The 20,512-nt window shown below is 72.3% G+C and carries 24 protein-coding genes; 14 read left to right on the forward strand and 10 right to left on the reverse strand.

All coding sequences use genetic code 11. From position 1 onward, the window contains the following. Positions 1-31: 31 nt before the first annotated feature. The 4 genes from ACFV3I_RS03835 to ACFV3I_RS03850 form a co-directional block, all read right to left on the reverse strand. Positions 32-1,339: an MFS transporter gene (locus tag ACFV3I_RS03835; protein ID WP_247638241.1), complete on the reverse strand. Its 1,308-nt coding sequence runs from the start codon at positions 1,337-1,339 to the stop codon at positions 32-34. Further along, positions 1,336-1,815 carry a helix-turn-helix domain-containing protein gene (locus ACFV3I_RS03840; protein ID WP_136032833.1) on the reverse strand — a complete coding sequence of 160 codons (480 nt, stop codon included), beginning with the start codon at positions 1,813-1,815 and terminating at the stop codon, positions 1,336-1,338. Before ACFV3I_RS03840 ends, ACFV3I_RS03835 begins: the two co-directional genes overlap by 4 nt. 105 nt (positions 1,816-1,920) lie before the next feature. Beyond that, positions 1,921-3,198, reverse strand: coding sequence for a phosphoribosylamine--glycine ligase (gene purD / locus ACFV3I_RS03845; RefSeq protein ID WP_136032835.1), 1,278 nt, complete (start codon positions 3,196-3,198; stop codon positions 1,921-1,923). Positions 3,199-3,246: 48 nt separating this feature from the next. After that, positions 3,247-3,921: an NUDIX hydrolase gene (locus tag ACFV3I_RS03850; protein ID WP_378822396.1), complete on the reverse strand. Its 675-nt coding sequence runs from the start codon at positions 3,919-3,921 to the stop codon at positions 3,247-3,249. A 54-nt stretch (positions 3,922-3,975) separates the two neighbouring features. Here ACFV3I_RS03850 and ACFV3I_RS03855 point away from each other — a divergent pair, with 54 nt between their 5' ends. Next, positions 3,976-4,344 (forward strand): sterol carrier family protein, encoded by a 369-nt coding sequence (locus ACFV3I_RS03855; protein ID WP_136032839.1) that lies wholly within the window; start codon positions 3,976-3,978, stop codon positions 4,342-4,344. On the opposite strand, the gene ACFV3I_RS03860 is transcribed toward ACFV3I_RS03855, so the two are convergent. The 3 genes from ACFV3I_RS03860 to ACFV3I_RS03870 are packed head-to-tail and all read right to left on the reverse strand — an operon-like array spanning position 4,341 to position 7,287. Next, a complete protein-coding gene (locus tag ACFV3I_RS03860; protein ID WP_378822397.1) occupies positions 4,341-5,111 on the reverse strand; it encodes a heme ABC transporter ATP-binding protein in 771 nt (256 codons plus the stop codon). The two genes, ACFV3I_RS03855 and ACFV3I_RS03860, sit on opposite strands and share 4 nt — an antisense overlap. After that, positions 5,111-6,184 (reverse strand): FecCD family ABC transporter permease, encoded by a 1,074-nt coding sequence (locus ACFV3I_RS03865; protein ID WP_378803275.1) that lies wholly within the window; start codon positions 6,182-6,184, stop codon positions 5,111-5,113. Before ACFV3I_RS03865 ends, ACFV3I_RS03860 begins: the two co-directional genes overlap by 1 nt. After that, a complete protein-coding gene (locus ACFV3I_RS03870) occupies positions 6,181-7,287 on the reverse strand; it encodes a hemin ABC transporter substrate-binding protein (RefSeq protein WP_378822398.1) in 1,107 nt (368 codons plus the stop codon). The genes ACFV3I_RS03865 and ACFV3I_RS03870 overlap by 4 nt, the downstream gene beginning before the upstream one ends. A 160-nt stretch (positions 7,288-7,447) precedes the next feature. Here ACFV3I_RS03870 and ACFV3I_RS03875 point away from each other — a divergent pair, with 160 nt between their 5' ends. Both ACFV3I_RS03875 and ACFV3I_RS03880 read left to right on the forward strand, forming a co-directional pair. Then, complete coding sequence (locus ACFV3I_RS03875) at positions 7,448-10,579, forward strand: HtaA domain-containing protein (protein ID WP_378822400.1); 3,132 nt, start codon at positions 7,448-7,450, stop codon at positions 10,577-10,579. A gap of 97 nt (positions 10,580-10,676) precedes the next feature. Further along, complete coding sequence (locus ACFV3I_RS03880; protein WP_136036057.1) at positions 10,677-10,994, forward strand: potassium transporter Trk; 318 nt, start codon at positions 10,677-10,679, stop codon at positions 10,992-10,994. Between the two features lie 2 nt (positions 10,995-10,996). On the opposite strand, the gene ACFV3I_RS03885 is transcribed toward ACFV3I_RS03880, so the two are convergent. Next, positions 10,997-11,602: a zinc-binding alcohol dehydrogenase gene (locus ACFV3I_RS03885; protein ID WP_136036058.1), complete on the reverse strand. Its 606-nt coding sequence runs from the start codon at positions 11,600-11,602 to the stop codon at positions 10,997-10,999. Between the two features lie 152 nt (positions 11,603-11,754). Here ACFV3I_RS03885 and ACFV3I_RS03890 point away from each other — a divergent pair, with 152 nt between their 5' ends. The 9 genes from ACFV3I_RS03890 to ACFV3I_RS03930 all read left to right on the forward strand — a co-directional run bounded on the left by ACFV3I_RS03890 (position 11,755) and on the right by ACFV3I_RS03930 (position 18,737). Next, positions 11,755-12,630, forward strand: coding sequence for a hypothetical protein (locus tag ACFV3I_RS03890; protein ID WP_378822401.1), 876 nt, complete (start codon positions 11,755-11,757; stop codon positions 12,628-12,630). Further along, positions 12,627-13,049 carry a phage holin family protein gene (locus tag ACFV3I_RS03895; RefSeq protein WP_136029164.1) on the forward strand — a complete coding sequence of 141 codons (423 nt, stop codon included), beginning with the start codon at positions 12,627-12,629 and terminating at the stop codon, positions 13,047-13,049. The genes ACFV3I_RS03890 and ACFV3I_RS03895 overlap by 4 nt, the downstream gene beginning before the upstream one ends. Beyond that, positions 13,046-13,609, forward strand: a complete 564-nt coding sequence (locus ACFV3I_RS03900) for a DUF3618 domain-containing protein (RefSeq protein WP_378822402.1) — start codon at positions 13,046-13,048, stop codon at positions 13,607-13,609. The genes ACFV3I_RS03895 and ACFV3I_RS03900 overlap by 4 nt, the downstream gene beginning before the upstream one ends. A gap of 125 nt (positions 13,610-13,734) precedes the next feature. Beyond that, positions 13,735-14,076: a hypothetical protein gene (locus tag ACFV3I_RS03905; protein ID WP_378822403.1), complete on the forward strand. Its 342-nt coding sequence runs from the start codon at positions 13,735-13,737 to the stop codon at positions 14,074-14,076. 1 nt (position 14,077) lies between these two features. After that, entirely contained in the window at positions 14,078-14,347 is a 270-nt protein-coding gene (locus ACFV3I_RS03910; RefSeq protein WP_378822404.1) for a hypothetical protein, read from the forward strand. Further along, the gene (locus tag ACFV3I_RS03915; protein ID WP_378822405.1) at positions 14,344-14,808 is read left to right on the forward strand and encodes a BLUF domain-containing protein; all 465 of its coding nucleotides are present in this window, start codon (positions 14,344-14,346) and stop codon (positions 14,806-14,808) included. The genes ACFV3I_RS03910 and ACFV3I_RS03915 overlap by 4 nt, the downstream gene beginning before the upstream one ends. 24 nt (positions 14,809-14,832) lie before the next feature. After that, positions 14,833-15,948 carry a phosphoribosylformylglycinamidine cyclo-ligase gene (gene purM, locus ACFV3I_RS03920; RefSeq protein WP_136036061.1) on the forward strand — a complete coding sequence of 372 codons (1,116 nt, stop codon included), beginning with the start codon at positions 14,833-14,835 and terminating at the stop codon, positions 15,946-15,948. A gap of 6 nt (positions 15,949-15,954) precedes the next feature. Further along, the gene (gene purF, locus ACFV3I_RS03925) at positions 15,955-17,427 is read left to right on the forward strand and encodes an amidophosphoribosyltransferase (protein ID WP_378822407.1); all 1,473 of its coding nucleotides are present in this window, start codon (positions 15,955-15,957) and stop codon (positions 17,425-17,427) included. After that, the gene (locus ACFV3I_RS03930; RefSeq protein ID WP_378822408.1) at positions 17,424-18,737 is read left to right on the forward strand and encodes a CynX/NimT family MFS transporter; all 1,314 of its coding nucleotides are present in this window, start codon (positions 17,424-17,426) and stop codon (positions 18,735-18,737) included. The genes purF and ACFV3I_RS03930 overlap by 4 nt, the downstream gene beginning before the upstream one ends. 5 nt (positions 18,738-18,742) lie before the next feature. On the opposite strand, the gene ACFV3I_RS03935 is transcribed toward ACFV3I_RS03930, so the two are convergent. After that, entirely contained in the window at positions 18,743-19,015 is a 273-nt protein-coding gene (locus ACFV3I_RS03935) for a hypothetical protein (protein ID WP_378822409.1), read from the reverse strand. A 193-nt stretch (positions 19,016-19,208) separates the two neighbouring features. Here ACFV3I_RS03935 and ACFV3I_RS03940 point away from each other — a divergent pair, with 193 nt between their 5' ends. Then, positions 19,209-19,508, forward strand: a complete 300-nt coding sequence (locus ACFV3I_RS03940; protein ID WP_378822411.1) for a hypothetical protein — start codon at positions 19,209-19,211, stop codon at positions 19,506-19,508. Positions 19,509-19,563: 55 nt separating this feature from the next. Here ACFV3I_RS03940 and ACFV3I_RS03945 read toward each other — a convergent pair whose 3' ends face one another. Further along, complete coding sequence (locus tag ACFV3I_RS03945) at positions 19,564-19,755, reverse strand: DUF3073 domain-containing protein (protein WP_136029183.1); 192 nt, start codon at positions 19,753-19,755, stop codon at positions 19,564-19,566. Between the two features lie 149 nt (positions 19,756-19,904). On the opposite strand from ACFV3I_RS03945, the gene ACFV3I_RS03950 reads away from it, so the two are divergent. Further along, positions 19,905-20,447, forward strand: coding sequence for a universal stress protein (locus tag ACFV3I_RS03950; RefSeq protein WP_136029185.1), 543 nt, complete (start codon positions 19,905-19,907; stop codon positions 20,445-20,447). Positions 20,448-20,512 lie beyond the last annotated feature (65 nt).

Consider the following 20,512-nt stretch of genomic DNA (forward strand, 5'->3'; position numbering starts at 1 on the left):
CGCATCCGCGTCGTTCCGCGAAAGGAGCGGGCTACTCGCGGACGGGTGCGGGGTGGCGACGGATGGTCGCGCTGACCAGCGCCGCGACGGCGCAGAGGCCGGCCGCGGCGAACCACGCGACCGTGTACTGACCGGTGTGGTCGCGCACGAGCCCCGCGAGGATCGAGGCGATGCCCGCACCGATCTGATGGGCGGCGAACACCCAGCCGAACACCAGCGGGCCGCGGTCGCCGAACACCTCGCGGCACAGCGCGATCGTCGGCGGCACCGTGGCGACCCAGTCGAGGCCGTAGATCACGATGAACACGATGATGCTGGGCTGCACCTCGGCCGACAGCAGGCTGGGCAGGAACAGCAGGCTCACCCCGCGCAGGGCGTAGTACGCGGCGAGCAGGATGCGCGGGTTGACGCGGTCGGTCAGCCAGCCGGAGAACACGGTGCCCGCGATGTCGAAGATCCCGACCACGGCCAGGAGTCCGGCGGCGGTCGTGGTCGGCATGCCGTGGTCGTGCGCGCTGGGGATGAAGTGCGTGCCGATCAGGCCGTTGGTGGTCGCGCCGCAGATCGCGAAGCCGATCGCGAGGGCCCAGAACGTCTTGGTGCGGGCTGCCTCGCGGAGCGTGCGGAGGGCGAGGGCGGCGGCACCCCAGGCGTTGCCTCGGGGCAGGGGTGCCGGTGGGGAGGCGGGCGCGGGCTCGCCGTACCGTCCGACGCCGAGGTCGCTCGGGCGGTTGCGCACGAAGATCCACACCAGGGGCGCGACCGCGAGCGCGCCGCCCGCGATGATGAACGACGCCCCTCGCCAGCCGATGTCCTCCGCCGCGGCCGCGATGACCGGCAGGAAGATCAGCTGTCCGGTGGCGCTGCCCGCGGTGAGCACGCCGGACACGAGACCGCGGCGCGTCGCGAACCAGGTGTCGGTGATGGTCGCGGCGAACACGAGCGCCATCGACCCGGTGCCGAGTCCGATCAGCACGCCCCACGTGAGGATGAGCTGCGCGGGGGTGGCGACGAGCACGCTCAGGGCGGCGCCCGCACCGATCACGAACAGGGCGGTGACGGTGACCGCGCGGATGCCGAAGCGTTGCATGAGCGCGGCCGCGAAGGGGGCGATCAGCCCGTACAGCAGCAGGTTGACGGAGACCGCGAGCGACAGCTCGGCCGTCGTCCAGCCGAACTCCTCCTCCAGCGGCACCATGAGCACGCCCGGCGCCGCCCGGAACCCCGCGGCGCCGATCAGGGCGATGAGGGCGACGAGCGCGACCGTCCAGGCGGGGTGGAGGCGGCGACGGCGTGCGGGTGGGTCCTGTACGGGCTCGTCGACGGACTCGGCGGTCATGCGTTCGCCCCGGTGTGCAGCGCGAACGGCTCGCCGCCCATGCTGCGCCGGGCCCACCGGGTGCTGTGCGCGTCGAGCGGGGCGTCGCAGTGCGCGCACCAGTCCACGGAGACGGCGGTGTCACCGCAGCGCGCGCACGAGACCTCGAGCCCCCAGGGGCCGTCCGGGTCGGTCGTGCGGCTGAAGCGGGCGTACGCGTGGAGGATCGGCAGCGTCGCGAGTCCGGCGTCGGTCAGGCGGTAGCCGCTGCGAGCCTCGCTCGGGTCTTCGCGGGTCAGGAGCCCGGCGTCGTGCATGGCGGTGAGCCGGCGCGACAGCACGGAGTCGGCGGCACCCGTGGCCGCGCGCAGCTCGTCGAAGCGGGTGCGGCCGGAGAACAGTTCGCGCAGCAGGAGCAGGACCCAGGGGTCGGCGAGCACGTCGGCCGAGCGGGCGATCGGGCACGTCGCGGACGACCAGTCGGAACGGAGGGGCATGCCGTCACTTTCTTGAAGAAAGTCAGCGGTGTCAAGCCGGTCCCCGCAGAACGGCAGGATTCGCGCGACCCCTGTCGCGAACGCTCCCTCCCGCCGGGCCGCGCGCTACTCGGCGACGCGGGCGGCGATGTCGCTGCGGAAGTGCGCGCCCTCGAGTCGGATGCGCCCGATCGCGTCGTATGCGCGGTCGCGCGCCGTGCGGAAGTCCGGGGCGACGGCGACCACGTTCAGCACGCGGCCGCCCGTGGCGATGAGGGAGCCTCCGGGCGCGTCGGGGCTCGCGGTCGCGGCGTGCACCAGGCGCACACCCTCGACCTCGGCCGCCGCGTCCAGGCCCTCGATCGGACGGCCGGTCTGCGGCGACTCCGGGTAGCCCTCGCTCGCGAGCACCACGGTGATGGCGGCGTCGTCACGGAACTCCGGCTCCGGCTGATCCTCGAGCGTGCCCGAGGCCGCGGCGAACAGCAACTGCGACAGCGGGGTCTGCAGCCGCGGCAGCACGACCTGCGTCTCGGGGTCGCCGAAGCGCGCGTTGAACTCGATCACCCGCACGCCGTTCGGGGTGAGGATGAGCCCGGCGTACAGCAGCCCGATGAACGGCGTGCCCTCCGCGTCGAGCTGCCGGACCACGGGGAGCGCCACGTCGCGCGTGACCTCCTCGACGAAGGCCTGCTCGCTGCCGAACTGCTCCGCGAGCCACGGCAGCGGGGAGTACGCGCCCATGCCGCCCGTGTTGGGACCGGCGTCGCCGTCGTACGCCCGCTTGAAGTCCTGCGCGGGGCTGAGCGCCCGCACGGTGTCGCCGTCGCTCAGGAAGAACAGCGACACCTCGGGACCGGACAGGAACTCCTCCACGAGCACGGGCCCGGCGGGAAGATACTGCGCGGCGTGCGCGAGCGCCTCGGCGCGGTCGTCCGTCACGATCACGCCCTTGCCCGCGGCGAGCCCGTCGGCCTTGACCACGTACGGGGCGCCCAGGTCGTCGAACGCGGCCTCGACCTCGGCGGTCGTCGCGGCACGCACGGCCCGCCCGGTCGGCACGCCCGCGGCGTCCATGACCCGCTTGGCGAACGACTTCGACCCCTCCAGCTGCGCCGCGGCCCTGCCCGGTCCGAACACGGGGATGCCGCGCTCGCGGAGCTCGTCGGCGACACCGGCGACCAGTGGAGCCTCCGGCCCGATCACGACGAGGTCGACCGCGTGCTCGTTCGCGAACGCCGTGACCGCGGCCGCGTCGAGCGGGTCGACCGACACGGGCGTCGCGTCGTGCGCGATGCCGGCGTTGCCCGGGGCGACGACGATCTCGTGCTCCACCTCCTCTGCGCGCAGGGCGAGGATGATCGCGTGCTCACGGGCACCGGAACCGAGGACGAGGATCTTCACCCGTCCAGCCTACCGAGGCCGGTACGGCGGGTTTCGGCCGCCCGCGCGTCACAGCTCGATGGGCCGCTCCACGGTCGCATCCCACGGCACCGTCCAGCCGGTGGCGTCGAACAGGGCATCGAGCACCATGGCCGTAAACCCCCACACGATGGTGCCGTCCACGTCGAACGCCGGGCCGCGGAACGTGCGGCCCATCCGCGACAGCGTCGAGGTGAACCGGGTCGCGGGGTCGAGCAGCTGGGCCACCGGCACGCGGAACACCTCGACGGTCTCCGCATGATCGACGGCGACGACCCGCGACGGCGACTGCCACCACGCGAGCACGGGCGTGACGAGGTGGTTGCTCGCGGCGAGCGGGATGACCGGGAGGGTCGACAGCACCTCGACCCCCGCGGGGTCGAGTCCCGTCTCCTCCTCGGCCTCGCGCAGCGCGGTGGCCACGGCATCCGCGTCGGTCGGCTCGACGCGACCACCGGGGAACGATATCTGCCCGGGGTGCGACGACAGCGTGGGGGCGCGGCGCTGCAGCAGCACGTCGAGGTCGCGCGAGACGGCGGCGTCGGCGGCGGGGGCCGGGGTGCGGTCGAGCACGCCGAACAGGATGAGCACGGCGGCGTCGTGCGCGGTGCGCGGGTCGGCGAGCGGCGGGATCGGCACGCCCCAGGTGTGATCCGTGGCGGCGGCGAGCAGCTCGGCGCGCGCGCCCTGGGGGTGCATGCTCATACCCCGAGCTTAGGCCGCGGCCGGGTGCGGGGGCCGCGGTTCTAGGGTGGAGCCATGGCGAGGAAGATCGACATCATCGACGGTCGTGCGGCCCTCGACGCCGTCCGGGCGGCGGAGGCGGCGGGCGAGAGGCCCCCGCGCACGTCGCTCGCGACCGCGGTGCGGTATCTGCTGCAGCTGCTCGACGAGAAGGCGCCGGGCAACAGCGTCGAGGTGCGGGTGCCGCCGTTCGGGGCCGTGCAGGTGATCCAGGGCCCGCGGCACACCAGGGGCACCCCGCCGAACGTCGTGGAGATGGACGCGGCGACCTGGATCGCGGTCGCCACGGGCGCCGAGGCCTGGACCGCCGCGGCCGAGTCCGGTCGGGTGCACGCCTCCGGCACCAGGGCCGACCTCGCCGGGGTGCTGCCGCTGCGGCCCTAGCGTCGCGCGACCACGAGGGGCACGCCCGTGGCCGGGTGGGGGAACACGTCGACGGGTTGCCCGTAGACCTGCTCGATCCGGGAGGCCGTGAGCACCTCGGCCGGGGTTCCGCCGGCGGTGACGCGGCCGTCCGCGAGCAGGGTCACGCGGTCGGCGTGCGCGAGCGCGGCATTCAGGTCGTGCAGCACGATGGCCACCGCGGCCCCCTCGGCGGCGCGGGCGCGGAGGAGCCGCATGACGTCTTCGTGGTGCTTGAGGTCGAGGGCCGCGGTGGGCTCGTCCAGCAGCAGCACGCCGGTGCTCTGGGCGATCACCCGGGCCAGGGCCACGCGGGCGCGCTCGCCGCCGGAGAGGGAGGGCACCGCGCGGGGCCCGAGCGCCGTGACCTCGGTCTGCGTCATGGCGTCCGCGACGATCCGGTCGTCGTCGTCGACCGCGGGGGTGCGCGCCCACGGGGTGCGGCCCATGCGCACGACCTGTTCCGCGGTGAACGGGAAGGTGACCGTGTTCTCCTGCAGCAGCACGGCCCGCTGCTGCGCGAGGGCACGCGGCCGCAGGTCTCGCAGCGGGCGGCCGTCGAGGAGCACCTCCCCGGAGGCCGGGGCGACATCGCCCGCCAGCACGCCGAACAGGGTGGACTTGCCCGCGCCGTTCGGTCCGACGAGCGCGTGCACCTCGCCCGCGTGCACGTCGATCGAGGCGTCGTGGAGGATGGTGCGTCCCTCGCCCACGCGCACCGTGAGTCCGGTGCCCCGCAGCCGCGGCATCACGCCCACCCTCCCGAGCGACGGCGCGTGCGCACCAGCAGCCAGAGGAAGAACGGCCCGCCCACGAGGGAGGTGATCATGCCGATCGGAAGGTCGGCCAGGGGAACGGCCGTGCGGGCGACGAGGTCGGCGACCGCGATGAGCAGCGCGCCGCCGAGGGCCGAGGCGATCACGAGGGGCAGGTGTGCGGGTCCGATCATCATGCGCATGAGGTGCGGCACGACGAGGCCGGCGAAACCGATGATCCCGGCGAACGCGACCGCGGCGCACACCAGCAGTGCGACGGTCACGATGACCACGAGGCGCAGCAGCTCGACGCGCACGCCGAGGTGCCGGGCGGTGCGCTCGCCGAGGGCGAAGAGGTCGAGGCTCGGCGCGACGATCAGGGCGACCACGACGCCGATCGCGACGAGCGGCGCCACGAGCTGGATGTTCGACCAGAGGGCCCCGTTGAGCGACCCGAGCTGCCAGAACACGATCTGCTCGCGCGTCGACGTGGTGCCGAGGAAGGTGAAGAACGCCATGCCCGCCCCGGCGATCGCGTTGATGGCGATGCCGGTGAGCAGCAGGGTCACGACCTCGGTGCGGCCGCCCGAGCGGCTGAGGAGGTACACGGAGAAGACCGCGACCAGCCCGCCCAGGAACGCGAACGCGGGGGTGGTCCACATGCCGAACGTGGCGAGGCCGAACGTGATGCTGGCCGCCGCACCGAGCGCCGCGCCCGACGAGACGCCCACCACGCCCGCGTCGGCGAGGGGGTTGCCGAAGATCGCCTGCATGAGCACGCCGGACACCGCGAGCGCGGCGCCCACGAGCAGGCCGAGCACCAGGCGCGGCAGTCGCAGGGTGTAGATCACGCCGTAGTCCGTGGCGGCGTCCGGCGCCCAGGCGGTGTCGATGCCGAGGCCCCGCAGCAGCACGCCCAGCAACGCCGTGGGCGACAGGTCGTACTGACCGCTGGTGATCGAGACGACGCACGTGACGGCGAGGGCGACGAGGAGCCCCGTGACGACCAGCCCGAAGCGCAGTCCGCGGTGCCGCGTCGGCGTAGGGGTGACGACCTCGCCGCTCACTGGGGCGGCTCGGCGGTGTACAGCGCGCGGGCGAGGGCGCCGATCACGTCGGCCGACCGGGGACCGAAGCTCAGGATCTCCGCGTCGGCCATGTCGATCACCCGGCGGTTCGCCCCGGCGGGGGTCTGTGCCACGGCGGGGATCCGTTCGATCAGCCCGTCGATGCCTCCCACGGACTCCAGGCCGTCGGTCATCATGACGAGCACGTCCGGCTGCGCGGCGACCAGGGCCTCCGCGGTCATCGGCTTCATGCCCTCCCAGCCGATCTCGGAGGCGACGTCGACACCGCCGACCGCATCGATGAGCGAGTCCGCCCCCGAGTCCGCGCCGAAGATGTAGTAGACGTTGGCGCTGCCGCGCACGTAGAGGAACAGCATGCGGGCGCGGTCCTCCGGTGCGGCCGGGGTCACCTGCGCGATCTCGCCGAGCACGGACGCCACCCGCGCATCGAGGCGCTCGATCAGCTCGGCGCCGCGGCTGGGCACCCCGAGCGCGGCGGCGATCTCGGTGACGAGCGCATCGGTGGTGTCGAGGCGACGGTCGCCCGAGATGACGACGACCGCGATCCCGGCGTCCCGGAGCTGCTGGCGGACTTCCTTCGGGCCGATCGTGGTGTCGGTGAGGATGACGGTGGGAGCGAGCCCGAGGATCGCCTCGGGGTTGAGCGTGTGGCCGGTCTTCGTGACCACGGGCAGCTCCTCGGTGCCGGGGAACAGCGTCGAGGAGTCACGGCCGACCACCTGGTCGCCGAGGCCGAGCGCGAACACCGTGGACGCGATCGTGCCGGAGATGTCGATCGGGAGGATGCGGTCGACGTCGGTCACCGCGACCGTCCGACCCTCGCTGTCGGTCACCGTCACGGGCAGCTGGGGCGCGGTGCGGTCGTCGACCGGGGTGATCGCGTGGCTGGCGAGGCAGGCGGTCGCGGGACCCGTGGCGGTGCGGACGTCGTCCACGAGGTCGAGCTCGGTGAGGGGGACCGAGGCCTGAGGGCAGGTGTCGTCAACGGCGGGCGGGGCCGCGGCGGTGGCGTCGGGGTCGGCGCAGGCGGCGAGTCCGACGGCGAGAGCGGCAGCCAGGACGAGGGCGGAGAGGCGTCGCATTAGGCAAGGCTATCCTAAAACTTGACGCTGTCGTGGCGGCGCCCTACGCTCGGGATCGACGGCTTACTTAGCTGAGCCTAACCAATATTCCATCCTCGCCCGACTGCCCGTGCGGCCTCGCCGGAGCGCTCCCGAGCGCGCCCGGCGGCCGTGGAGAATCGTGAACGACACAGCCATCGCATCCCCCGGGAGCCCGCGCCTGCGCGCCCTGCTCGCCGCCCTGATCTCCGTCCTCCTCATCGCCGCCGGGGCGGTGATCGTCCCACCCGCGCACGCCGCCGGCGGAACCGTGACCCCCACCGTCACCTCCGCAGACACCGCCGGTCTCACCGTGCAGGTGCAGGCGAGCGGTCTGCCCGACGTGACCGGCGCCTACGCCGCGCTCATCGTGAAGGGCACCGAGAGCGGTCTGACCGGGTCCGGCGGCTACGCCGCGTTCGCGCTGCCGTTCCCGCGCGTGGAGGGCGGCGCGAGCAGCTTCGCCCTCACCGCCGCCGTGGGATCGCTCGACCGCACGAAGGCGTACGAGGTGCTCGTATGGCAGCAGCACTCCAACCCGAACGAGACGACCATCTACGGCCGCGGCGACGTGGCGATCTCGGCGGCACAGTGGGATGCCCTGTTCGGCACCACGCCGACCGATCCCGGCGAGACCGACCCGGGCACCGATCCCGGGGAGACCGACCCGGGCACCGATCCCGGTGAGACCGACCCGGGCACCGATCCCGGTGAGACCGACCCGGGAGAGACGGACCCCGGTGAGACCGACCCGGGCACCGATCCCGGGGAGACCGACCCGGGCGAGACCGACCCGGGCGAGACGGATCCGGGTACCGATCCGGGTACCGATCCCGGAGAGGGCGAGCCGTCCGCGGCGATCGAGGTGTTCCTCGCCGACGGCGTGACCCCCGCGACCGGCGTCGCGCTCAGGGCCGGTGACCGGATCGTCGTGAAGGGCAGCGGCTACGACCCGACCGCGAACGTCGGCGGGCGCGGCGTGCCCATCCCCGCGCACCTGCCGCAGGGCACCTACGTGGTGTTCGGCAACTTCGGTGCGGACTGGCAGCCGTCCACGGGCGCCGCATCGTCGACACGCTCCGTCGGTGCCCAGGCCTGGGCGCTCGCCGAGGGTGTGCTGGACCAGGTGCCCGCGCAGTATCAGGGCGCGATCCGTGCGCAGTGGGTCGACATCTCCACCGACGGCTCGTTCCAGGTGACGCTCACCCTGAAGGACACGCCCGCGACCCCCGGCTCCTACGGCGTCTACACCTATGCGGCAGGCGGTGTGCGCAACGCCGACCAGGAGCGCAGCGTCGCCCTGGACTACCGCATCGCCCCCACGCTCACCGCGTCGGTGGAGTCCGCCACCGCGAAGGACGGCCTGACCGTCACGGCAGCCGCGGCGAAGCTCGGCGCGGTCACCGGCGCCTACGTGGCGCTCATCGAGGCGGGGACCGAGGCCGACGTCACGGCCGGCGGCGGCTTCCTCGCGATGCAGTACGTGCGGAACATCGACGCCGGTGCGTTCACGGTCGACCTGAACACCGCCGCGAAGAACCTCGACCGCACCCAGACCTACGAGGTGATCGTGTGGAAGCAGCACACGATGCCGAACGACGCCACGATCCACGCGCGCGCCGCGGTCACGATCACCGACGCGCAGTGGACGGCGCTGCTCGGCGACGACCCGGAGGAGCCGGCGGAGCCGAAGCCGCCCGTGACGCCGACGACGCCGCCGGTGAGCGTGCCGGGCGGCTCGCTGCGCTGGGCCATCTCCACGTCGTTCGCGAACTACGTCGCCGGTCCCATCGCGCAGGGCGCCATCCAGGTGTCCGGCGGCGCGACGCGCTCCGGCGGACAGTTCCAGTTCGGGCAGACCGTCGGCGGCGACTACGACGCGAGCACCGGCCTCGGCAGCGTGGTCTATCGCGGCGCCGTGCGCTTCACCGGTCACCACGGCGTGCTCGACGTCACGGTCTCCGACCCCGTGGTGCGGGTGACCTCGACGGGAGCAGCGACGGTGTACGTGACCAGCGGCGGCGCCCAGGTGCCGTTCGCGACGCTCGACCTGACGCGCGCGGCCCGGATCACGGCGAACGGAGCCGTGACCTACTCGGGCGCCCCCGCCACGCTGACGGCCGCCGGTCGTGACCGCGTGCTCTCGGGCTACTCCACCACGCTCGACCCGGTCACGTTCACGATCGGCTCGGCCGCCGCGGCACCCTCGGGGTCGACCGGCACCGTCGCCGCCGCCGCGGTCGTGAAGCGGGCAACGCTCCCCGCGACCCCGCCGGCGAGCGAGGGCATCGACGTCGACGAGCAGAACCTCGCCGCGCTCGCGTCCGGGCAGCCGGCCACCGTCACCGCCTCCGGGTTCCGCCCCAACGAGGAGGGCATCAAGGTCGTGGTGTACTCCACGCCCGTGCTGCTCGACACCGTGACCGCCGATGCCTCGGGCGTCGCGACCTGGTCGGGCGCCCTGCCCGCCGCGCTCGAGGACGGCGCGCACACGCTCACGTTCCAGGGATCGGTCGACCGCGGTCTCGCGTTCACCCTCGCTCGCGCGACCGCCGCCATCGGCGCGTGCACGGTCGAGGCGGCGACGCTGAACTGGGGGTACAAGGAGTCGTTCCGCACCTACATCGAGGGCATTGCGAAGGGTGGCTGGACCCTGACCGACGTGGCCTACCGCTACCCCGACTTCGTGTGGGAGAACGGTGCGGGCTCGCTCGACGGCACCGCGCTCACCGGGCTCGTCACCTACGGTGGCAGCATCGCGTTCACGGGTCACGACGGTGCGCTGAACACCACGCTCGGGAACGCCAGGGTCGAGCTCGCGGGCGACACCGGCTACCTGGTGTTCGACGTGACCGGCACCACGCAGGCCGGGGAGAGCGTCGACCAGCAGGGCGTGCGACTCGCGGAGTTCCCGCTCGCGGACGCCGCGGTCGTCGACGGCGCGCTCCGGCTGGACGCGGTGGCCACGACGCTCACCGAGGCGGGGGCCGCGGCCTTCGGCACGTATCAGGCGGGGGAGCAGCTCGACCCGGTGACCGCCGTGATCCCCGTCGACACCGCGTGCGGCACGGCCGTGGCGGAGGAGCCGGAGGCGGACGCGGAGGCGAGCGCGGCGGTCACCGCGGTGACGGAGCCGGCCGACACGGAGGGTGCACCGGTCTGGCCGTGGATCGTCGGCGGCCTCGTCGTCGTGGCGCTCGCCGCCGGGGGAGGCGTGCTGATCGCCCGCCGCAGCCGCACGGCACAGGCCGAGCCGGAGACCACCGAGGTCTGAGCCGCGGACGCACCCGCCCTCTCCCGGACGACCGGGGGAGGGCGGGTGCGCAGGGGGCCGGGTGCCCGACCCGCCCGGACGGTGGGACAATGGAGACATGGCCCCCCAGGATTCCCACCAGACCGTCGAAGCGACCGTGCGCCGTGTGCCGCGGTACGGCGTGCTCATGGGCATCGGGGTCGTGCTCGGGGTCGTCGTCGCGGGCGTCCTCACGATGATGGGCAGCTACGACGAGTCGCAGGCGCTCGACGTGGTGTATCCCCCCGGTCAGGTGTTCGGGTTCCTGCTGCTGTGGACCGTACCGATCGGTCTCGCGCTCGGCGGGGTCGCCGGGCTCGTGCTGGAGCGGGTCGCGCGGCGCCACGACCGCGTGGTGAAGGTCGACCGCGAGACCGTCGTCGACGGCGAGGACTGAGCTCAGGCCAGCTCGGCGATCACGGGCCGGATGGCCGCGTCGAACGCCACCACGTCACGCCGCAGGCCGTCGGTCACTGCGACCGACAGCGCCCCGATCCACCAGATGCCCCGCTGTGACAGCGGGAGCACCTGCACGTTCAGCTCGAACGAGTGGGCGCGCCGGCCGATCTCCCGCTCGAACTCCGCGATCGCGCTCGCATAGGCGCGGTACGCGTCGCCGCCCGTGTGGCTGGTCATGGCGCCGACGTAGCGGTCGTGCGCCGCGTGAGCGAAGCGCAGGGCGGTCGCGGCGTGCGGCCGGATCGCCGCGGCGAGCTCGTCTGCCCCGGTCGCGGGCAGCGCGACGAGCGTCTCGAACCCGTCGATGAGCTCGAGCGGCACCCCGGAGTGATGCGCCCGCGGCTCGACCGTCATGTCCCAGTAGTCGCGCCACTGCGCCTCGATGGCGGGCGAGGCGTCCACGGCATCCGGTGCTCGCACGGGGAGCTCCCGGAGGGCGGGCAGGTCCTCCGGCGCGCGGATGCCCAGCAGCTGCCGCAGGGCGAGCGCGACCAGCACGGGGACGCTCGCGTCCTCGCGGATGAGCCACTGCGGCTTGTCGGCCATGCGCCCATCGTAGGGGGCGGTGCACCGGGCTCGGCGTCCTCGCAAGGTAAACCCCTGGACGAGCCGCGTCAACCCTCGCCGTGATACCCGGAGGGGGGAGTAGACCTGCCTGCACGTCGGCGGCCGTCGGCGCGGAGTCGAGAGGAAGAACGATGTCGCAGAGCAATGCACAGGGTGTCGCCGGCGGCGGCACGGACGAGTCGCCGGGGACCGTGAAGACCGCCGCGCACGAGGCGGCCGGGGTCGCCGGTACCGCGAAGGATGAGGCGGCGGGGGTCGTCGAGACCGCGAAGGCCGAGGCCGGCGCTGTCGCGCACGAGGCGAAGGACCAGATCCGCGACCTGTACCACCAGACCACGGCCGAGCTGTCGGAGCAGGCGGCGATCCAGCAGCGTCGCGTCGCGGACGGGCTGCGGTCGGTCGGCGGGGAGCTCGGGTCGATGGCGCAGAACGCCGAGGGCGGGGTGGCGGCGGATCTGGTCCGTCAGGCCTCCACCCGCATCCAGGGCATCGCCGGCTGGATCGGCGACCGTGACCCGGGGTCGCTGCTGACCGAGGTGAAGTCGTACGCGCGGGCCAAGCCGGGCACGTTCATCGCGGTCGCCGCCGTGGCCGGACTCGTCGTGGGACGCCTGACCCGGGCGCTGTCCGAGGGGGCGGCGGAGTCGGGTTCCGGCACGTCGACGCCGACCGCCTCCGGGCTCTCGGGAGCGGGGGCCACTCCGAACCTCGACCCGGCGGCGGCGACGACGCCGGCGGCGGTTCCCGGTTCCACGACGAGCGCGGGCGTGGGCGCGGGTGCCGGTGTCGGTGCGGCCGGAGCCTCGGACACGGGCGGCAGCACCACGCTCGGCCAGCCGCCACTGCCGACCGACGGCACCGTGCCGGGTGCCCCCGATGGGATGAGCGGCATCGATGCGGGTACCGCGCCGTGGGGTGTGACCCGTGACGAGGACCGCGGTGACACCCCGGTCTACGACAGGACGGACGCGGCCAACCGCGCACCGGGTGACGAGGAGCGACCATGACCGACGCCACCCCGACGCCTTCGGAGCAGAAGGCGGAGACCACCTCGCTGGGCGACCTGCTCAGCGAGGTCACGAGCGACCTGTCCACGCTGATGCGACAGGAGCTGGAACTCGCGAAGGCGGAACTCAAGCAGTCCGCGACGCGGGCCGGCCGCGGAGCGGGCATGCTCGGCGGGGCGGGCTACGGCGCGATGATGGCCGTCTTCTTCCTCTCCGTCGCGCTGTGGTGGGGTCTCGGCTACTACGTGACCGGTCTCGGCTGGTCGGCCGTGATCGTCGCGGTCATCTGGGCGCTGGTCGCCCTGGTCCTGTTCCTGGCGGGACGCACGCAGTTGAAGAGCATCGAGGGGGCGCCGCGCACGGTGGACAGCCTCAAGCGGATCCCCGATGCCGTGAAGAGGAATGAGGAGAACAAATGAGCGATTCACCCGACGCGATCCGCGCGGACATCGAGCGGACCAGGGCGGAGTTCGGCAGGGACGTCGACGCGCTCGCCGACAAGGTCACCCCCTCGAAGGTCGTGCACCGGCAGACGCAGAAGATGAAGGGTGCCGCGCGCTCCGTGGTCGACCGCGTCATGGGCGTGGCCGACGACGCGGGCAGTCACGTGGGCGACGTGTCGTCCTCGGTGGCGGATGCCGGCCGGCACGCCGTGGCGAAGGCGCAGGGCAACCCGCTCGCGGTGGGGCTCATGGCCTTCGCCGCCGGGCTCGTCGTCGCCGCCGTCATCCCGTCCTCCACGAAGGAGAAGGAGCTGGCGGGCGAGCTGAAGGAGAAGGCCCAGCCGCTGGTCGACGAGGTCACCGAGGTCGCGAAGACCGTGGGCGAGGATCTCAAGGAGCCGGCGCAGGAGGCGTTCGCGGCCGTGAAAGACGAGGCCGCCGGTGCCGCCGAGCACATCCGCGATGACGCGACCCACGCGGTGGACGAGGTCAAGGGCACTGCGCAGGACGCCCGCGACACCGTCACCGGAAGCTGATCGGCGAGCGCTCCCCGGGGTCCGATGCCGCGGCACGGCACCGGACCCCCGGGCTCTGTAGCCGGTCGGGGGCTCCGGGCGCAAGCCCGTTCTCCGACCGGCTCCGTCATGACAGGGTCATGATCATGAAACTCGTCTCCTACGCCGGGCAGCAGGTCGTCACGACGGACGACGTGGCGGACGCCCTGGTCACCCTGGCCGCCTCCCTCGCCAGCGAGGGCGAGTCCGCGGCCGTGCAGATCCCGATCCACGTGGACGGGGAGAAGGACAGCGCCGACCTGATCGTCGGCGTCGGGAACGACCTCCTGGTCGGTCCGCAGTCGTCGAACGGCGACGACCCGGACTTCTCCGCGGACGCGGCAGCCCTGCGCGAGCACCGTTTCTACCCGAAGCGGACGGCCGAGGGCGGGGATGTCGACGACGACGGACTGCCGGCGATCGACCTCGACCTGGACCGCGGAGTCTGACGTGTCGCATCCGCAGACGCTCGACGTGCCCGAGGAGGGCGCCGCGCACACACCGTCGAAGGCGCTGTGGGCGTCGGTCGCGGACGGGTTCTACGTGGGCAGCCACGCCGGAACCTTCCTCGGCTACGTCGACCGCCAGCCCGGGAGCCTGTGGCGCGCCTTCGACTCCGCCTCACAGATCATCGGCGACTTCACCGACCATCACACGGCCATCGCCGCGGTGACCGAGGCCATGACGGACGACACCGCTGCAGGGGGACACCTCGGATGACGATCGACCACGCGCTGCTCTCGCTCGTCTACTGCAGCACCGCCACCCGTGCGTTCGGCGACGACGAGCTCGAGGCCCTGCTCGCCTCGAGCCGCGCGGCGAACCAGGCGCGGGAGATCACCGGTCTCCTCCTGTACCGCGAGGGCGAGTTCGTGCAGATCCTCGAGGGCGAGGAGGGCGTGGTCGAGGCGCTCATGACCCGCATCTCCGAGGATCCGCGTCACCACGACGTGCGGGTGCTCCTGCGCGAACCGCTGCACGAGCGCCGGTTCGCGGACTGGACGATGGGGTATCAGCCGATGGTGGCCGCCGAGCCGCGCCTGGCCGAGGGGTACCGCGACTCGTTCGACGATCTGCGCGTCGGCGACCACGACATGATCGGCCGGGCGCTCATGGAGCTCACGATGTGGTTCCGCGTGCGGCAGGCCGCGCAGCGGGCCGAGGCTCTGGAGATCCGGTAGGGCTGCGGGCGGTAGGCTGTTCGAGTGGCTGCCTCCCCCACCAACCCCTATTCCGAAGCCGGTGTCGATACTGCTGCCGGCGATCTCGCGGTCGAGCTGATGAAGTCGTCCGTGCGCGCGACGCACGGACCCGAAGTGCTCGGCGGCGTCGGCGGTTTCGCCGGCCTCTTCGACGCGAGCGCGCTGCGCGACTTCCGGCGTCCGCTGCTGGCGACCAGCACCGACGGCGTCGGCACCAAGGTCGCGATCGCGCAGGCCATCGACAAGCACGACACGATCGGGCAGGACCTGGTCGGCATGGTCGTCGATGACATCGTCGTGGTGGGTGCGAAGCCCCTCTTCATGACCGACTACATCGCGTGCGGCAAGGTCGTGCCCGAGCGCATCGCCGACATCGTCCGCGGCATCGCCGGGGCGTGCGCGGCCACCGGCACCGCGCTGGTCGGTGGCGAGACGGCCGAGCACCCCGGACTTCTCGGACCGCGCGACTACGACGTGGCGGGAGCCGCGACCGGCGTGGTCGAGGCGGATGCGATCCTCGGCGCCGAGCGCGTGCAGGACGGTGATGCGGTGATCGCGGTCGCCTCCAGCGGCCTGCACTCCAACGGCTACTCGCTCGTGCGTCACATCATCACGGGCGCCGGCATCTCGTACGCCGACACCGCCGCGGACTTCGGCACCACGTGGGGCGAGGCCCTGCTGGAGCCCACCCGCCTGTACACGCTGCCGCTGCTGCGCCTGATCGAGCAGCTCGCGGGCGGCGTGCACGCCCTGAGTCACGTGACCGGCGGCGGCATCGCGGCGAACCTCGCGCGCGTGCTCCCGCAGGGCAGCTGGGCCGAGGTCGACCGCGGCACGTGGTCGCCCAGCCCGGTGTTCCGCGTGCTGAGCGACATCGCCGGGTCGACGCTGGAGTCGGCCGAGGGCACCTGGAACCTGGGCGTCGGCTTCCTCGCGGTGGTCGCCGGCGACAAGAAAGACGCGGCGATCGCGGCGCTGGACGCCGAGGGCATGCCCGCGTGGCAGGTCGGCACCGTCGGCTTCGGCCCGCGGCCGACCGGCGAGTTCGAGCAGGGCGCCAAGGGCGTCGACGGTGGAGCGGTGCGCCTGGTTGGCGCCTACGCGGACGGAGCGAAGTAACACCCCATGTGCGGCATCGTCGGAATGGTGGGGACAGCCCCGGTCAATCAGGACATCTACGACGCGCTCCTGCTGCTGCAGCATCGCGGGCAGGACGCGACGGGCATCGCCACGGCGGAGGCCAACGGCGTGATGCACAACGCGAAGGCGCAGGGCATGGTGCGCGAGGCGTTCCGCACCCGCGACATGCGCGCGCTGCTCGGCAACGTCGGTCTCGGCCACGTCCGCTACGCCACCAAGGGCACCGCGTCCAGTGAAGAGGAGATGCAGCCGTTCTACGTGAACGCGCCCTACGGCATCATCCTCATCCACAACGGCAACCTCACCAACACCCGTGAGCTCACGGCCGAGATGGCGAAGCGCGACCGCCGTCACCTGAACTCGTCGAGCGACACCGAGCTGCTGCTCAACGTGCTCGCGGGCGAGCTGCAGGCCACCACGTCGACGGTCGACCTCGACCCGGAGCGCATCTTCGAGGCGGTCGCCCGCACCCACGAGCGCATCGAGGGCGCGTATGCGGTGATCGCGGTGATCGCGGGCTACGGTCTGCTGGCGTTCCGCGACCCGTTCGGCATCCGGCCGCTGATCCTGGGCCGCCGTCCGTCGACCGTGCCCGGCGCGGAGGGACGCGACGAGTGGGTCGTCGCGAGCGAGTCGCTGGTGCTGGAGAACGCCGACTACGAGGTCGTGCGCGAGGTCGAGCCCGGCGAGGCCGTGTTCATCACGAACGACGGCGAGCTGTTCACGCGGCAGTGCGCCACGGAGACGCACCTCGCGCCGTGCGCGTTCGAGTACGTGTACCTCGCCCGCCCCGACTCGATCATGAACGGCATCTCGGTCTACGAGTCGCGCCTGCGCATGGGCGACAAGCTGGCCGACACGATCGCCAAGCACGTGCCGATGGACAAGATCGACGTGGTCATGCCCATCCCCGACTCCTCGCGCCCGGCCGCGATGGAGGTGGCCCGCAAGCTCGGCATCGAGTACCGCGAGGGCTTCTACAAGAACCGCTATGTGGGCCGCACGTTCATCATGCCGGGGCAGGCGGTGCGCAAGAAGAGCGTGCGCCAGAAGCTCAACGCGATGTCGGCCGAGTTCCAGGGCAAGAACGTGCTGCTGATCGACGACTCGATCGTGCGCGGCACCACGTCGAAGGAGATCATCCAGATGGCCCGCGACGCCGGCGCCTCCTCGGTGACCTTCGCCTCGGCGGCCCCGCCCGTGCGGCACCCGCACGTGTACGGCATCAACATGCCGTCGCGGCACGAGCTGATCGCGCACGGCCGCACGATCCCCGAGATCGCGGAGGAGCTGGGCTGCGACCACCTGGTGTACCAGGAGGTCGACGACCTGAAGGCCGCGATCACCGAGGGCTCCGCACTGGAGGATCTCGACATGAGCTGCTTCGACGGCCGGTACGTCACCGGCACCGTCACCGACGAATACCTCGCCTGGGTGGAGGGGTCGCAGACCTCATGACGGCGCCGAGCGCGCGGCCGCTCTGGCAGGGTCGGGCTCTCGCGCTGGTCGGGATCGTGCTGGTCGCGTTCTCGCTGCGGTCCGCTGTCGCCTCGCTGTCTCCCGTGCTCGACCACGTCGCGGAGGACTTCCCGGTCTCGTCCGTGACCGTGGGGCTGATCGGGGCGGCGCCGCCGGTGTGCTTCGCGCTGTTCGGCCTGCTGACGCCGCTGTTCGAGCGTCGGTTCGGCCTGGAGCGGATGGCGGTCGTGGCGATCGTGCTGATGGCGGCCGGGATGCTGCTGCGCGGTCTGGCCCCGGACTCGTGGAGCCTGCTCGCGGCGACGGCCGTGGTGTTCGCGGGGGTCGGTTCGGGCAACGTGCTGCTGCCGCCGCTGGTGAAGAAGTACTTCGCCGACCGCCTCGGCGTCATGATGACCGCGTACTCGACCACGCTCGCGGTCTCCACGTTCCTGCCGCCGCTGGTCGCGGTGCCCGTGGCCGACTCGCTCGGCTGGCGCATCTCCCTCGGCATGTGGGGCGTGGTGGCGGCGCTGGCGCTGGTGCCCTGGGTCACGCTGCTGGTGCGCACGCGCGGGGAGCGCGACCGTCCGATGCCCACCGAGCTCCTGATGCCCGACCCGACCGACGGCGTGGACGATGTGCGCGACGCGGTCGCCGCGTCGACCGGACCGATCACGACCCAGTCGGCGAGCCCGCGCGTGTTCGGGCGGCTCTGGCGGCTGCCGCTGGCGTGGGCCCTCGCGCTCGTGTTCGGCACCTCGTCGACCATGGCGTACGTGGCGTTCGCGTGGCTGCCGACGATCCTGGTCGACCTGGGTGGCGTCAGCCCGGCGACCGCGGGCTTCCTGCTGTCGCTGTTCGCTCTGGTCGGGCTGCCCTGCTCGATGCTGGTGCCCGTGCTCGTGGTGCGGTTCCAGGCGACGCGGCCGCTGTTCCTGGTGGCGGTGGCGGCCGGACTGGTGGGGCTGCTCGGGCTGCTGCTCCTGCCGACCGTGGCGCTGCCGCTGTGGGTGGCGATCTTCGGCCTCACGGCCATCATGTTCCCGCTGAGCCTGGTGCTGCTGAGCATCCGTGCCCGCACGCCCGAGAGCGCCGTCGCGCTGAGCGGCTTCGTGCAGAGCATCGGCTATGCGATCGCGGCGGTGTTCCCGCTGCTGGTGGGGCTGCTGCACGAGACGACCGGTGGGTGGCAGGTGCCGCTGCTGGTCGTCGCCGCGGTGCTCGCGGTGTCGATCCCCGCGGGTATCGTCGCCGGTCGCCGCCGCACGATCGAAGACGAGTGGGAGCGCCGGCACGGCCACTGGTGACGCCGCTAGCGGATCGGCACCGAGGTCCCGTGGGAGACCCCCTCGTAGAAGTAGGTAGCGATGCCGATCGCCGCGAACGTCACCAGGACGAGGGCGAGAATGACGCCGGCTGCGATGAGAACGGCCGCTTCTGATCGAGGCGGCCGCCGTGTGAGGCGATGGATCACCAGGATGAGCAGGCCACCTTCGATGAGAAAGGCCCAGGGGCTGAAGAGGCCGAGAAGAGCGCCAGCCGCCGCCAAGGCCAAGATCCACCAGTGCAATCGCGCGCGCTCCATGATGTAAAACTTTACTGCTCGTGAGTCCTCGTCCCCGCCCTGGGAAACCCGCGGGGCTCTGACGCGTCGGCTGGTCTGCGCGAGCCGGCGTCAGCACAGGGAAGCGGAGGAGCGGGGCGAAGGGGTAATCTAACGTGTTACCTCTCGTTGCGTGGCGGTCTGTGGCCGCCGGAAAGCAGTGTGCCCGATGGACATGACATCACCATCCCGAGTCAGGACCGGTGCGGCGACCCCGCAGCCCGACGAACCCGGTGAGCGCTTCCTCAGCATCGCCAGCGTCGTCATCGCGGTCGTCTCCCTCGTGTGCGGCTTCGCCCTGTTCCCGCCGCTGGTCGGGGTGATCGCCGGGCTCCTCGGTCGGCAGCGCGAGCCGCGCGGACATGCGATCGCGGCGTGGGGCATCGCGCTCAACCTCGTGGTCCTGCTCGGCTGGGTGGTGCTGCTGGCGGTGCTCGTGCTCACCGGCACCCTGACCGCGCTTCTGCATCCGTAACCGCCCGGACACGACGAAACACCCGCACGAGGTGCGGGTGTTTCGAACCGGGAGGCTAGGCCTTCTCTAGTTCGTCTTCGTCTTCGTCCGCGTACTCATCGGCCCACTTGTCGACGTAGGCGTCTTCGTCGGAGTCGCTCGAATGCCCGAGCTCGCGCTCCAGCGCCGAGTAGTTCACCGACGGACTGTACGCCTTGAGTTCGCGGGCGATCTTTGTGTGTTTCGCCTTCTGACGGCCACGGCCCATGCCTGAGACCCCCTCACGAGTTAAGCTGCGGGCAGACGGGCGCCCGAGTCATTCACGACACCGGCTCGCGGCCGGTAAGAGTAGCATTCAGAATAGCATGCGGGGAACACGCCCTGGCCGATGCCGGGCCGCCGAAGGGAGCGATCTTCATGACCGACAGCACCTCGAACCCCTCCGATGAGGCCACGCAGAACGCAGCGCTGCAGAAGGCGGTGATCGTGGGCATCCAGGTGGATCAGGATCCGCGCGTGCTCGACGAGGCCGTCCGCTTCGCCCGCCTGCTGAACGCGCCGCTGGTGGTCGCGCACGTCGACGTCACCCGCTTCGTGACCTACGAGGACCCCGACGGCTACGTGCACTCGGCGCCGATCGACATCAACTTCGACGCGGGAGCGGCGGAGTTCGAAGCGGTCGAGGCTGCCGCTGCCACCCAGCTGCGCGACCGCGGCATCACCTGGACCGCCCGTCAGCTCGTCGGCGATCCGGCGCTGGCGATCAAGCAGCTCGCGAACAAGCTCGATGCGCAGTTGATCGTGGTCGGCACGCGCAAGCGCGGCCTCGGCGAGTCCATCCGGGAGTTCTTCACCGGCTCGGTGGCGGCACGTCTCACGCATCGCCAGCATCGCTCGGTGCTCGTGGTGCCGCTGGGCGAGCTCGTGCCCGACGACCAGAAGGAGATCTGGCCCGAGTAGCCGGACAGACGCGAGAGGGCCCCGTCGACCGTTGTCGGCGGGGCCCTCTCGCGTCAGCCCGTGTG

Source organism: Microbacterium sp. NPDC059771 (genome assembly GCF_042732495.1).
Taxonomy (GTDB): domain Bacteria; phylum Actinomycetota; class Actinomycetes; order Actinomycetales; family Microbacteriaceae; genus Microbacterium; species Microbacterium sufflavum.